The sequence below is a fragment of the Paenibacillus sp. BGI2013 genome (assembly GCF_002843485.1).
GTDB classification, from domain to species: Bacteria; Bacillota; Bacilli; order Paenibacillales; family Paenibacillaceae; genus Paenibacillus; species Paenibacillus amylolyticus.
This window is the reverse complement of the sequence record NZ_PJFA01000001.1, coordinates 614,708-628,045: the sequence shown is the minus strand read 5'-3', so window position 1 is coordinate 628,045 and position 13,338 is coordinate 614,708. Positions and strand designations below refer to the sequence as shown.

13 protein-coding genes are annotated in these 13,338 nt (G+C 46.4%); all 13 read right to left on the bottom strand.

The window, feature by feature from the left end; all coding sequences use genetic code 11:
* Positions 1 to 151: 151 nt before the first annotated feature.
* Entirely contained in the window at positions 152 to 919 is a 768-nt protein-coding gene (gene trmD, locus CXK86_RS02760) for a tRNA (guanosine(37)-N1)-methyltransferase TrmD (RefSeq protein WP_036670343.1), read from the bottom strand.
* Position 920: 1 nt separating this feature from the next.
* On the bottom strand, positions 921 to 1,433 hold the full coding sequence (rimM, locus tag CXK86_RS02755; protein ID WP_036609454.1) for a ribosome maturation factor RimM: 513 nt from the start codon (positions 1,431 to 1,433) through the stop codon (positions 921 to 923).
* 292 nt (positions 1,434 to 1,725) lie between these two features.
* On the bottom strand, positions 1,726 to 1,956 hold the full coding sequence (locus CXK86_RS02750) for a KH domain-containing protein (RefSeq protein ID WP_017689218.1): 231 nt from the start codon (positions 1,954 to 1,956) through the stop codon (positions 1,726 to 1,728).
* Between the two features lie 23 nt (positions 1,957 to 1,979).
* A complete protein-coding gene (rpsP, locus tag CXK86_RS02745; protein WP_017689219.1) occupies positions 1,980 to 2,252 on the bottom strand; it encodes a 30S ribosomal protein S16 in 273 nt (90 codons plus the stop codon).
* 53 nt (positions 2,253 to 2,305) lie between these two features.
* Positions 2,306 to 3,685 (bottom strand): signal recognition particle protein, encoded by a 1,380-nt coding sequence (gene ffh / locus CXK86_RS02740; protein ID WP_076249831.1) that lies wholly within the window; start codon positions 3,683 to 3,685, stop codon positions 2,306 to 2,308.
* Positions 3,686 to 3,748: 63 nt separating this feature from the next.
* Positions 3,749 to 4,099, bottom strand: a complete 351-nt coding sequence (ylxM, locus tag CXK86_RS02735) for a YlxM family DNA-binding protein (RefSeq protein WP_017689221.1) — start codon at positions 4,097 to 4,099, stop codon at positions 3,749 to 3,751.
* A gap of 262 nt (positions 4,100 to 4,361) precedes the next feature.
* A complete protein-coding gene (trhA, locus tag CXK86_RS02730) occupies positions 4,362 to 5,009 on the bottom strand; it encodes a PAQR family membrane homeostasis protein TrhA (protein ID WP_017689222.1) in 648 nt (215 codons plus the stop codon).
* Between the two features lie 146 nt (positions 5,010 to 5,155).
* Positions 5,156 to 6,169 (bottom strand): signal recognition particle-docking protein FtsY, encoded by a 1,014-nt coding sequence (gene ftsY, locus CXK86_RS02725; protein ID WP_036609455.1) that lies wholly within the window; start codon positions 6,167 to 6,169, stop codon positions 5,156 to 5,158.
* A gap of 108 nt (positions 6,170 to 6,277) precedes the next feature.
* Positions 6,278 to 9,847, bottom strand: a complete 3,570-nt coding sequence (gene smc / locus CXK86_RS02720) for a chromosome segregation protein SMC (RefSeq protein WP_076249832.1) — start codon at positions 9,845 to 9,847, stop codon at positions 6,278 to 6,280.
* 218 nt (positions 9,848 to 10,065) lie between these two features.
* Complete coding sequence (gene rnc / locus CXK86_RS02715) at positions 10,066 to 10,770, bottom strand: ribonuclease III (RefSeq protein ID WP_036609458.1); 705 nt, start codon at positions 10,768 to 10,770, stop codon at positions 10,066 to 10,068.
* Between the two features lie 13 nt (positions 10,771 to 10,783).
* A complete protein-coding gene (fabF, locus tag CXK86_RS02710) occupies positions 10,784 to 12,022 on the bottom strand; it encodes a beta-ketoacyl-ACP synthase II (RefSeq protein ID WP_036609459.1) in 1,239 nt (412 codons plus the stop codon).
* A gap of 176 nt (positions 12,023 to 12,198) precedes the next feature.
* The gene (acpP, locus tag CXK86_RS02705) at positions 12,199 to 12,432 is read right to left on the bottom strand and encodes an acyl carrier protein (RefSeq protein WP_024630176.1); all 234 of its coding nucleotides are present in this window, start codon (positions 12,430 to 12,432) and stop codon (positions 12,199 to 12,201) included.
* 152 nt (positions 12,433 to 12,584) lie between these two features.
* On the bottom strand, positions 12,585 to 13,334 hold the full coding sequence (fabG, locus tag CXK86_RS02700; protein ID WP_017689228.1) for a 3-oxoacyl-[acyl-carrier-protein] reductase: 750 nt from the start codon (positions 13,332 to 13,334) through the stop codon (positions 12,585 to 12,587).
* Positions 13,335 to 13,338: the final 4 nt, after the last annotated feature.

The window sequence follows — 13,338 nt, the reverse complement described above, 5'->3', positions numbered from 1 at the left end:
GTTTTAAAATATACCTCCATTTTATAGAATTACCCAATGAATATCCAGCTTTCTTTACAAAACACATAAGAAAAGCCAACCTTTGGTATCAAGGTTGGCTTTTTCAAACTCTATAAAAAGATATATTTACGTGTTTATACGATACATATACTTATTCTGTGCTATGTTTACGGTTTGAGCGTATCTTTTTCAACCAAATACGTTCTTTATCCGTCAGATCAGCCGTTTCCAACATCTCCGGTCTGCGCTCCAGCGTACGAAGCAACGACTGTTCTCTGCGCCATGCCTCAATGTTCAGATGATGTCCCGACAACAGCATATCCGGTACTTTCATGCCCCTAAACTCGGGTGGACGTGTGTAGTGTGGATATTCGAGGAGTCCAGTACTGAATGAATCCGTCACAGCACTTGTCTCATTGCCAAGCACACCGGGAATAAGGCGTACGATGCTGTCGATCGCAACCATAGCAGGCAATTCCCCACCAGTGAGCACGTAATCACCAATGGATAGTTCATCCGTCACGAGAAATTCGCGAATTCGCTCATCGTAACCTTCATAATGTCCACATATAAAAATCAAATGATCTTCCTGTACAAGTTCTTCTGCTTTTTTCTGTGTAAACGTCTCACCTTGCGGACACATTAAAATGATACGTGGAGCTTTCATGGTTGCCGCGGCTTCTCCGCGTTGCTCCAGTACATCTTCAACAGCAGCAAAAATCGGATCTGGTTTTAGCACCATGCCTCCACCCCCACCGTAAGGAGCATCATCGACCGTATTATGTTTATTTGTGGCATAATTACGGAAGTTGGTTGCACCGAGGGACACCAGCCCCTTCGTTTGGGCTTTACCCAGAATGCTTGCTCCGAATACGCCATCAAACATCTCCGGGAAGAGTGTTAATACATCCACTTTCATGTTACAGCAGCCCTTCCATCAGGTGAATCTTCACTTGCTGCTGTTCGATGTCCACATCAAGTACTACATCATCAATAACGGGAATCAGCACTTCTTTACCTGCTGGCGTTTTGACAACCCATACATCATTGGCACCCGGAGTCAAAATTTCAGAGATAGTTCCAAGCGTTTCACCCTCTTCGGTGATAACCGAACACCCAACGATTTGATGGAAGTAGTATTCACCTTCCTCCAGCTCAGCGAGGTTCTCTTTTAACACTTTGGCCATACCGCCTTTAAACTTCTCTACTTCATTAATATTGCCATACTCTTTCAGACGAAGAATATACATATTTTTATGCAAACGTGCAGATTCCACGTTAACCATGACTGGATGATTATCTGGTGTAAAGAAAAACAACTCTGCATTTTTCGCGAAACGCACTTCTGGGAAATCGGTTATAGGCATGATTCTCACCTCACCGCGAATTCCATGCGTATTAACGATTTTACCTACATTCATAAACTCTGCCATAATTCCTCCTAAAATCCATTCATATGGTACTCATATTTGATGATCTCCATGCGACCGTTCCGGTTACGGATCGTTCTTCGGATCGCTGTTATCCCCTAATTTTTTTAATTATTTTTAAAGGTGAAAATCCGGTGATAAAGGCGAGCGCTGACGCTTCTTCAGAATCGATTCCGTACCCTTCACTACTTCCGCAAATAATCATACTTAACGAGCTATTTCAATCATATTATTTAAGTTTCAGCATGCACGAAAAGGGGCTAGGACATGCATCCTAACCCCCTTTCGTATATCTTTAAGATATGATATCAACGGTAACCCGTTTATCCATCTTAACTGCTGCTGATGTGACGACCGTACGAAGTGATTTCGCGATTCGTCCCTGTTTACCAATTACCTTCCCGACATCGTCAGGATGAACGGTTAACTCATAAACGACAAGCCGGTCTTTCTCAACCGTCCGAACCGTCACATCTTCCGGATGATCGACTAAAGCCTTAGCAATTATGCTTACTAATTCTTCCATAGATGACCCTCCGAATCAGCACTTTATTTAGATAATTTAGACTCGTGGAACTTCTTCATCACGCCCGCTTTGCTAAGCAAGTTGCGGACAGTGTCAGATGCTTGTGCACCGTTTTGAAGCCATGCCAATGCTTTATCTTCATCGATCTTAACAACAGCCGGTTGTTCAACCGGGTTGTAGTAACCGATCTCCTCGATAAAACGACCGTCACGTGGGGAACGGGAATCCGATACCACTACGCGGTAGAAAGGAGCTTTGTGAGCACCCATACGTTTCAGACGAATACGAACTGCCATTTGAAAATTCACCTCCTTCAATGAAATCTGTATATGATCCAGCTTCGCTTAAATCAACGGAAAGGAAACTTCATTCCTTTACCGATACCTTTAAGCTGCTTCATAGCTTTATTTTTACCGCCGCCTTTAGGTCCCATCATATCCGAGAACTGTTTCATCATGCGGCGCATCTCATCAAATTGCTTGATCAGACGATTTACTTCAGCCAGAGATGTTCCGCTTCCGGTAGCAATACGCTTCCGGCGGCTATGGTTGATCATGTCCGGGTTACGTTTCTCTTCGGTCGTCATTGAGTAAACGATCGCTTCGATCCGGCCCATCTGTTTATCATCAACCTTCAGATCCTTGGCTTGTTTCATCTTGCCCATGCCGGGAATCATATCCATGATCTGGTCGATTGGTCCCAGCTTTTTCACTTGATCCATCTGCTCCAGGAAATCTTCAAACGTGAATTCTGCATTACGCATCTTCCGTTCCATTTCCTTGGCTTTATCGGTATCAATGTTTAATTGTGCTTTCTCAATCAGAGATAACATATCACCCATACCGAGGATCCGTGAAGCCATACGTTCCGGGTGGAACGGCTCCAAAGCGTCAAGTTTCTCTCCAAGGGAAGCAAACTTGATTGGACAACCCGTAACTGCTTTGACGGAAAGCGCAGCACCACCACGAGTATCTCCATCCAGCTTGGTCAGGACAACCCCGGTCAGATTAAGCTGCTGGTTAAAGTGTTCTGCTACGTTAACCGCATCCTGACCTGTCATGCTGTCTACAACAAGCAGTACTTCATCCGGATTCACTACGCTGTGAATCTGGCGAAGTTCTTCCATCAGTTCTTCATCAACATGCAGACGTCCAGCTGTATCGATAATAACATAGTCATTACCGTTATCCTTCGCATGTTGAAGACCTTGACGTGCGATCTCAACAGGGCTTGTCTGATCTCCCAGTGTGAATACCGGCGCTTTGATCTGCTCGCCAAGTACTTGCAACTGTTTGATCGCTGCGGGACGATAAATATCTCCTGCAACAAGCAATGGTCTGCTGTTTTGCTTTTGCAGCATTTTAGCCAGTTTACCCGATGTGGTTGTTTTACCAGCACCCTGCAAACCAACCATCATCAGCACCGTAGGCGGTTTGTTCGCTTTAGCCAGTTTCGCTTGGCTTCCACCCATCAAATCCGTTAGTTCCTTGTTAACGATGTCGATGATGACCATTCCTGGCGTGAAGCTCTCCATCACTTCTTTGCCAACAGCCTTCTCTTTCACCTTGGCGATGAATTCCTTGACCACTTTGAAGTTTACATCCGCTTCGAGCAATGCCAGACGTACCTCGCGCATAGCCTCGGCTACATCTTCATCAGACACCTTGCCTTTGCCGCGCAGCTTGCTGAACACATTCTGTAATCGGGTCGTTAATCCTTCAAATGCCATGATCCCACCTCCTTAAGCTTTAATACTGTTTGCAAGACCGATACGTTCCGCTCAGCCAATATTTCATTCACTAAGCTGAGCAACGATATCGTGTATTTGTTTGTTGTTATCAATGGAGACGCCTGCGCGTTCCAATGCATTTTGCAAATCTTCAAGATTGCGATTACGCCGTTCATGCTTTTCCAGCAAGCCCAGCTTGCTTTCGTAATTTTCCAGCACTTGTTCGGCACGCTTGATATGCTCGTATACCGCCTGGCGGCTGATCTCAAACTCGGCTGCAATTTCACCAAGTGAGAAATCGTCATGAAAGTAATACTTTAGAAAAGTCTGCTGTTTCTCGGTAAGTAACAATTCATAAAAAGCAAACAGCAAGTTAATCCGGTTTGTCTTCTCAAGCCGATTTTCTTGACTCACATCGGGGCACTCCCTTCGTCAAGGAAAAACACTTTACACTCTTGCAACGTTCCTAATAATACCTAAAACAAATCAGGTTGTCAAGCAAAAATACTTGTCACAATAAAAACAGCTCTGATGATACGTTATTTCGATGTTTAACGGGTAGTTTATGCCCTTCTTCACTACAAGCAAATTCTATCTGTGTCCCTGCGACCCACCTCTATGTAGAAGAAAAAACGAATGCGTCTCAGTCCGTGGAGATGCATCCGTCTATGGTGTTCTAACGAAGTGGTGTCAGGTACAGCAGTACCATAAAGAAATGAAGAATACTGCCTGCTAACACAAAGAGATGCCAAATCGCATGGTGGTACGGAAATCCACGCCATACATAAAAGAGCGTACCAAGTGTATACATCAGGCCTCCAGCAACCAGCAACACAATGCCGCCTGTAGGAATGGCCGCCATAAGAGGTTGCCAGGCAATAACGATCAGCCAGCCCATCGCAATATAGAAAATCGTGGACATGAATAGAAACTTTTTCGTAAAAAATGCCTTAAAGATCACGCCGAATAATGCGATACCCCAGATTATGCCAAACAGGGTCCATCCAAGTGTACCGCGAACAGCAATAAACAAAAGCGGAGTGTACGATCCCGCAATAAATAAATAAATGGAAGAATGGTCGAAAATCTCAAATAAATCTTTCACTTTTCCATCTTTCCATGCATGCACGAGTGTAGAACTTGTATAGAGCAACAGCATGGTGATTCCGTAGATCGTGAAACTGACCACATGCCAAGCCGTGCCTTTCATACTTGAAAATACAATCAATATCACCAGTGCAGCTACACTGAGTGCAGCGCCGATTCCATGTGTCACCGCATTGGCGACTTCTTCACGGCGAGAATAGGTATACGTATTGGCCATTTTCAACCGTCCTTTCTAACCCTTTAACATTGCCTGCTTTATTCCTCCATTATACACGTATTGCCAGTGACATTACACGTGACACTTATCACGTATATCACTGGCAATACGGTTAACATTATTAATTCATTCTATTATTAATGATTCTAGGAATTAGCTTCCTCTTCTTCAGCACTTTCCGCTGGCTGTTCTTGGATCAATCCGGCGAACAAGGCATGCACAAATTGCTCCGAATCAAACGGCTGCAGATCATCAATTTTCTCACCCAGTCCTACGAGCTTCACAGGCAAGTCCAGCTCCTGACGGATCGCAACAACGATCCCCCCTTTGGCTGTTCCATCCAGTTTCGTCAGTACGAGGCCAGTTACACCGCTTTTCTCACCGAAAAGTTTAGCCTGGTTTAAAGCATTTTGACCTGTTGTTGCATCCAGTACCATCAGTACTTCATGCGGAGCATCCGGAATTTCACGCTGAATGACACGATAGATCTTGTTAAGCTCGTCCATCAGGTTAGATTTGTTTTGCAGACGACCTGCTGTATCACAGAGCAGAACATCCGCACCCCGTTGTTTCGCTGCTTGTACCGCATCATACATAACCGCTGCTGGATCAGAACCAGATTGCTGTTTGATCACATCGACACCGGCACGTTGCCCCCATACTTCCAGCTGTTCAATGGCTCCGGCACGGAACGTATCTCCAGCTGCCATGATGACTTTTTTACCTTGTTGTTTAAATCGATGTGCCAGCTTGCCAATCGTTGTTGTTTTACCAACACCGTTAACACCAACAAACAAAATGACGGTAATGCCATCCGGGTTCATTTTCAATTCGTTATTCTGTTCACCGCGAAGAAGACCCGTCAGTTTCTCGGACAATACAGGCTGCAGCTCAGCCGCATCCTCAATTTTGCGTTTTTTCACCTCAACGCGCAGGTCTTCGATCAGATTCATGACTGTATTCACACCAACGTCTGCTCCGATCAAAATCTCTTCCAGTTCTTCATAGAACTCTTCATCGATTTTTTTGCGACGGATTACGAGATCCGACACTTTTTCCACTAACCCTTTACGTGTCTTTTCCAATCCATCCTTAAACTGTTTGGTGACCGACTCCGTTTTGCTTGCAATGCTGTCTCTAAGCTTTTTAAAAAAACTCATAAAGCCCCTCCATCGTGTACATAATCTAAGCGGTTTTGCAAAAATGCTCAATCTGAATGATTTTCAATGATTACAATGAGTTCGTTTGTCTCGCAGGTTTGGATCAGATCAGGCAATTACTGCTTCCTCATCTTCCAGTTTAACCGAAACGAGCTTGGATACACCGCCCTCTTCCATTGTAACACCGTACAGCACATCTGCCTCTTCCATCGTACCTTTACGATGGGTAACAACGATAAACTGTGTCTGTTCGGAGAATTCACGCAAGTACTGGGCAAAACGTACCACGTTAGCTTCGTCCAGCGCTGCCTCAACTTCATCCAGCACGCAGAATGGTACCGGTTTGACATGCAGAATAGCAAATAATAAAGCCATCGCCGTCAAAGCCCGTTCCCCACCGGATAACAGTTGCAGGTTTTGCAGTTTCTTGCCTGGTGGCTGAGCCACGATATCTATTCCCGTTTCAAGCAAGCGCTCCGGGTCCATCAGAACAAGGTCAGCACGTCCCCCGCCAAACAGCTTGCTAAACACGGTACCGAACTCACGGCGGATGGCATCAAACGTAATCTTGAATCGCTTCGCCATCTCGTCTTCCATTTCCCGAATAACCTGATACAACGTTGTTTTAGCTTCCACCAGGTCATTCTTCTGTTCACTCAGGAACTCGTATCGCTCATTGACTCGCTGGAACTCCTCAATCGCTCCCAGGTTCACATCACCCAGGGCGGATATACTGCGCTTCAGCTTCTGTACCTCTGCCTGTGTATGCTCCACGTCTTCCGGTACAGGATAACGCTCTTTGGCCAGTTCATAGCCCAGTTCGTATTCATCCGTCAGCTTTCGCAGTATATTTTCCAGCTCAACATCCAACCGGTTCACGGAAATTTCCGTCTGTCGCATCTGTTCTTCCACAGCTTTTAACTGCGTGCGCTGTTCCTTCGTTTCGCTCTCGGCAAGCTCAAGCTTTTTCGACAACTCACTTCGGGCAGCACGTTTGAAGTCCAGATCCTGAGAAGCTTCCGCTTTTTTCAGCTTATACTGGTTCAGATCTTCAATCTGTTTAACACTCTCGGTCTGTGTTTTCTTGAGATCTGCTTCCATCGAAGCCAGCAACGTGCGATTCTGACGAAGATCTTTCACCAGCGACTCTACTTCCCGCTCCAGACGTCGCAATTGTTCTCCATTGGAGAATCGCTCCTGATCCAGCTTGCCTTCACGCACTTTCAATTCGGTGAGTTGGCTCTGCAATTCTTCCTTCGCGGATTCATTGGCTTTCCGAGCAAACTCAGCTGCATGAATGGCACGATGAGTCGCTTTTTCTTCCTCTTCAAGCTGCTCCAGCTTCTTCACAGCGACGATCCGAGCCGTATCCAGCTCTTTGATCTCTTCGGTAAAGCCGCTCTTCTCCTGCCCGGCAACGGCAACCTGTTCAAGCACATGGCGAAGCTCATGCTCTACCTGTTTCATTTCCATCGAAGCCTGCTGTTCTGCATTTCGGGTATCATCACCGGACTGACGAAGTTCATCCAGTTTGTCCTGACACTGTTCCAGTTGGACTTTTACATCATCCACACTGCGATGCAGTTTCACGATTTGATTTTCCGTATCCAAAATATCCTGGTCGAGCTGGTCCAGCTGCCGTTTCCGGCTGAGCAGACTCACATTTTTCTTGTGCTGGCTACCACCTGTCATGGAACCACCCGCATTGACCACGTCACCTTCAAGCGTCACAACCCGGAAACGATACTGACAGCGAGCCGCAATTTTATTGGCGACCTCCAACGTTTCGGCAATAATAACATTACCGAGCAAGCTGCCAATGATTGAAGCATACTTGGATTCGAATTGTACAAGATCAGCACCGATCCCCACAAAACCCTCCATACCTTCAATCATAGAACGTTCAGCCGCTCCAATGGCACGAGGACGAATGACATCCAGAGGCAGGAACGTTGCACGCCCCAACTGGCGTTGCTTCAGAAAAGCAATTGCCTGTCTGGAAACTGATTCATTTTCCATGACCACATGCTGCAAGGATGCTCCCATTGCTGTTTCTACCGCAAGTTCGATCTTCTCGGGAACTTTTACGAGTTCAGCCACAGCTCCATGAACACCGCTCAGCGTACCTTTACGTGAAGCCTTGAGAACCTCCTTGACACCCAGCATGAATCCGTCAAAATCATCCTGCATCTCTTTCATCGTATCGCGGCGGGAAACTTGAGCTTCACGCTTCTGTTCCCATTTACGGACCGTACCCCGACTTTCTTCAAGCAGCTTCTGCAGCGACTGGAGTCGTTCACTTTCCGTAATGTATCCACCACGTAGATCACTGATTTCTTTGCCCAAACGAACAACTTTTTTCTCAATGTCCGCTTTACGACTTTCCAGTGTCTCTTTTTGATCTTCCCATTTGCCCGATTCCTCAGCCGCGCGATTCATTCTGCGCTCCAGCGTTTCTTTCTGCTGGTCCACATAACGAATTTCATTTCGTGTCTGAGCCATCTGATTCATCAGTTCCAGCAAGTTGCCTTTGAGGCTTTCCTCTTGCTGTTGACTAATGCCACCTGTGACACCGATGAGTTTGGCTTCTTCTTGGGACAACTGATTTCTCACATCATTCAGTTCATGCTCAAGTTTGCCAAACTTCTCACGCAGTGCAAGCAGCTCGGTTTCCCGTTCGCGATGTCTCTCTTCACTGGCGGCAAGCGTTACTTTGAGCTGCTCCTGATTCGTTTGCAGATGGTGCGAGCGCTCCTTGAGCAATTCTCCAAGCCCTTCACTTTTCTCCGTCGCTTCACTGAATTGCAATAAAGCAGCTTGCAGTTGCTCTGTCTCTGTTTCCAGGATACGCAACGCATTCCGGTCATTTTCCAGCTTGGCATCATGCGTAGAGACAATCGCCGCCAGTCCAACCTCTTCCTGTTTTAGCGATTGCAGGCGCTCGTTCGCTTTACTCCAGGACGCATGAATCTGTTCGATCTGGTACACATACATGGAAATTTCCTGCGATTTGAGCTGAGAACGAAGTTCCTTATAGTGGATCGCTTTCTCCGATTGTTCCTTTAGCGGTCCAATCTGATCTTCCAGTTCAGTCACCAGATCATGAATACGCAGCAAATTTTGCTCTGTCTCATCCAGTTTGCGCGTCGCATCCCGCTTGCGGGATTTATATTTAACGATACCTGAAGCTTCTTCAAAGATACCTCTGCGATCCTCTGAACGGGTACTCAGAATCTCTTCGATTCGCCCCTGTCCAATAATCGAGTAGGCTTCCTTACCGATGCCGGTATCCATAAACAGCTCCGTGATATCCTTCAAACGACAAGATTGTTTGTTGATAAAATATTCACTATCTCCGCTGCGATGTACACGACGAGTCACCGTCACCTCACCAAAATCCAATGCAAGTGCGTGATCCTCGTTATCAAGTGTTAGCGACACCTCACCGAAATTAACGGCTTTCCGTGCGTCACTACCTGCAAAGATGATATCTTCCATTTTGCCACCACGCAGCGACTTAGCACTTTGTTCCCCCAGAACCCAGCGAATTCCATCCGATATATTACTCTTTCCACTTCCGTTCGGACCTACAACAGCCGTAATGCCACGAACGAACTCCATCTCCGTTTTGTCGGCGAATGACTTGAATCCACCCAATTCAATCCGTTTTAAAAACATAGGGTTTCTCGTCACCTCCTCTTGCAAATTTCAAGTATTGCATTCCAGCGCCTAAATAAATTGAACCAAAATAAAGTTCACTTATTTAGTTAACGATCAGGTAACCTTCTCCTGAACCTCTCTACAAAAAAAAGAGCAAAAAGCAGTCCGGCCGATTACTTCCGCCGGGGCGGACCCGCGGGCTGCTCTTTGCTCTTCGTTTGTCTATGCGCTATCGGTTAAGCTCCGGCTTCCGGAAGCTTCAGTCGATCAAGTGCTGCAGATGCAGCCTGTTGTTCCGCTTCCTTTTTGGAACGTCCTGTACCTCTGCCAAGCCTTTCTTGACCCATGTGGACCTCCGAGACAAACTCACGTTCATGGGCAGGTCCCCGTTCCTCAACGATACGGTATTCCAAAGCTCCCATATTGTGATGCTGAGTAAGTTCCTGCAGTTCCGTTTTGTAATCACTCATTTGCAGCTTGCTGCCCAATACGATTAATGGGAAGACATGCTGATCAAGAAATGTCCGAACAGGCGCAAGCCCCTGATCCAGATATAATGCACCAATGAAAGATTCAAACACATCCGCCAGCAGAGCCGGCCGTGTCCGTCCTCCAGTTAGTTCCTCACCTTTACCAAGAAGTACATACTGCCCAAAACCCAACACTTCAGCAAATTTGACGAGGGAAGGCTCACAGACAATGGATGCCCGCAGCTTAGTTAATTCACCTTCCGGACGGTTAGGATACAAATGATACAAGTACTCCGATACAGTCAGTTCCAGCACGGCATCGCCCAGAAACTCCAGACGCTCGTTGTCCTGATGCTGACTGAACCGGTGTTCGTTTACATAAGAAGCATGGGTAAACGCTTGTTTTAAAAGCTGCCTGTTGTCAAATTTGATTTGAAGTTTATGTTGTAACTGCTTCAGATCTTCACTCAAACGAACTAGCCCCTTATGCTTCAAATTTTTTGAGAATAATGGTGGCATTGTGACCGCCGAATCCAAATGAATTGGACATGGCAATATTAACTTTGGTTTGACGTGGAACATTTGGTACATAATCCAGATCACATTCCGGATCCTGATTTTCCAGGTTAATCGTTGGAGCCAGTGTCTGATGTGTCAGTGACAATCCGCAGATAACCGCTTCTACACCACCAGCAGCGCCAAGCATGTGGCCCGTCATGGATTTAGTGGAACTCACGGCGAGCTTGTACGCATGATCACCAAACGCCTTTTTGATCGCAAGCGTTTCGGATCTGTCGCCTACAGGCGTCGAAGTTCCGTGTGCATTAATGTAGTCCACTTCTTCAGGCTCAATACCTGCATTACGAAGTGCCATCTTCATGCAACGTGCTGCTCCATCCGGATCTGGTTCTGTCATGTGATGTGCATCACCTGTCAGACCGTAACCGATCACTTCACCATAAATGCGTGCACCACGTTTTTGAGCATGTTCCAGGGATTCCAGAATCATAACACCAGCGCCTTCGCCCATAACAAAACCATCACGTTCTGTATCAAAAGGACGGCTTGACTTCGCAGGATCATCATTACGTGTAGACATTGCGCGCATCGCACAGAACCCTGCAAGACCCGTTGGTCTGATTGTTGCTTCCGCACCACCACAGATCATGGCATCTGCATCACCATTAGCAATCAGCTTGAAGGAATCTCCGATGGAGTGTGTACCTGTTGCACAAGCGGTAACAACGTTAATGTTAGGACCTTTGGCACCAAGGGAAATCGACATTTGGCCTGAAGCCATGTTGGAGATCATCATGGGAATAAAGAATGGGCTTACCCGTTTTGGACCTTTTTGCAATAATGCATTATGTTGGTCCTCCCACGTACCCAATCCACCAATACCTGATCCGATGGATACACCGAAACGCTCTGCATCAATATTCTCGTTAATTTTCAGACCACTGTCTTCAACGGCTTTGAAGCCGGCTGCCACAGCGAACTGTACAAAACGGTCCATTTTGCGAGCATCCTTGCGATCCATATATTCTTCCGGGTTGAAATCCTTGATCTCGGCTGCAATCTGTGTCGTGTATTCACTAACATCAAACGCCTCAATCTGAGAAATTCCGGACTTTCCTGCCATTAAACTGCCCCAGAACGTTTCCAAATCTTTTCCGAGCGATGTCATTACGCCCATTCCGGTAATTACTACTCTTTGTTTCAAACCGAGTCACCTCTATATCGACTGCATTACGCAAGTATTTTGTGGGAATATCCGCAAACAGACATCTACTCAACCAAGATAGCCTGCTTGAGTAGAGCTGCATGCGGAATGAGAAAAACCAATGAATGATGAGAAGTCCCGCCTGTTCGAAAACATGTGCGGGACTAAAAATGACTTTAGGTATGAGATTGTATGTAGTTTACAACTTCACCTACGGTCGTGATTTTTTCTGCATCTTCATCAGAGATTTCCAAATCAAATTCATCTTCCAATTCCATGACCAATTCCACTACATCCAAAGAATCAGCACCCAAATCTTCTTTGAAAGATGCTTCAAGTGTAACTTCAGCTTCGTCTGCGCCCAAGCGGTCGACGACGATGCGTTTTACACGCTCCAATACATCGGACATCCGGTTCACCTCCTTCTTTGGTATTATACGAGAATCGCAGGCAAAATGCCATAGAAGACATATGCGGCTCCCGGCCGGGGAACCCGGCCTTTTTCCGGCATTTCGGATCGTCCAGCGCCTGTTCCCCGACTATTGATCAAGTCCGGGAAGAATTACATGTACATGCCACCATCGACATGCAACGTCTGCCCTGTCATATAAGATGAAGCCTGTGAAGCCAGGAAAGTGACTACACCAGCGATTTCATCCGGCTGACCCAAACGGGACAACGGAATACCACTTAGCATACCGTCCACCAGCTCCTGGGACAACTCTTTTGTCATATCTGTCTCAATGAAACCTGGCGCAACACAGTTAACTGTGATTCCACGAGAAGCCAGTTCACGAGCAGATGCCTTTGTCAGGCCAATGACTCCTGCTTTGGCAGCAACATAGTTCGCTTGTCCAGCATTACCGAGCACACCTACAACCGAGGAGATATTGATAATTCTTCCCGACCGTTGTTTCATCATTGGACGTGTAACCGCCTTAAGGCAGTTAAACACACCTTTGAGATTGGTTTCAATAACCTGATCGAATTCTTCCTCTTTCATACGCATGATCAGATTATCACGGGTAATTCCAGCATTGTTCACCAGAATATCAACGTTGCCCCATGCTTCGAGTGTAGCTTTGACCATTTGTTCAGCTTCATCCATCAGGCCAACATTGGCTTGAAGTGTAATCGCCTTGACTCCTTTGGCACGAATCGCTTCTGCCACTTCCTCAGCTGCCGCTTGGCTACCCGCATAATTCACGGCTACGTTCGCTCCAGCTTCTGCAAGTGCCAGTGCAATACTGCGCCCAATGCCCCGGGATGCCCCGGTAACAAGTGCATTTTTACCTTCTAATGGTTTAGACATAATC

Excerpts from the sequence above, each read along its gene's own strand:
- rpsP (WP_017689219.1), bottom strand. The coding sequence starts at position 2,252 with ATGGCAGTTCGTATTCGTCTGAAACGTATGGGTGCTCACAAAGCTCCT.
- trmD (WP_036670343.1), bottom strand. The coding sequence starts at position 919 with ATGAAAGTGGATGTATTAACACTCTTCCCGGAGATGTTTGATGGCGTA.
- smc (WP_076249832.1), bottom strand. The coding sequence starts at position 9,847 with ATGTTTTTAAAACGGATTGAATTGGGTGGATTCAAGTCATTCGCCGAC.
- acpP (WP_024630176.1), bottom strand. The coding sequence starts at position 12,432 with ATGTCCGATGTATTGGAGCGTGTAAAACGCATCGTCGTCGACCGCTTG.
- fabG (WP_017689228.1), bottom strand. The coding sequence starts at position 13,334 with ATGTCTAAACCATTAGAAGGTAAAAATGCACTTGTTACCGGGGCATCC.
- ffh (WP_076249831.1), bottom strand. The coding sequence starts at position 3,685 with ATGGCATTTGAAGGATTAACGACCCGATTACAGAATGTGTTCAGCAAG.
- ftsY (WP_036609455.1), bottom strand. The coding sequence starts at position 6,169 with ATGAGTTTTTTTAAAAAGCTTAGAGACAGCATTGCAAGCAAAACGGAG.
- rimM (WP_036609454.1), bottom strand. The coding sequence starts at position 1,433 with ATGGCAGAGTTTATGAATGTAGGTAAAATCGTTAATACGCATGGAATT.
- CXK86_RS02750 (WP_017689218.1), bottom strand. The coding sequence starts at position 1,956 with ATGGAAGAATTAGTAAGCATAATTGCTAAGGCTTTAGTCGATCATCCG.
- trhA (WP_017689222.1), bottom strand. The coding sequence starts at position 5,009 with ATGGCCAATACGTATACCTATTCTCGCCGTGAAGAAGTCGCCAATGCG.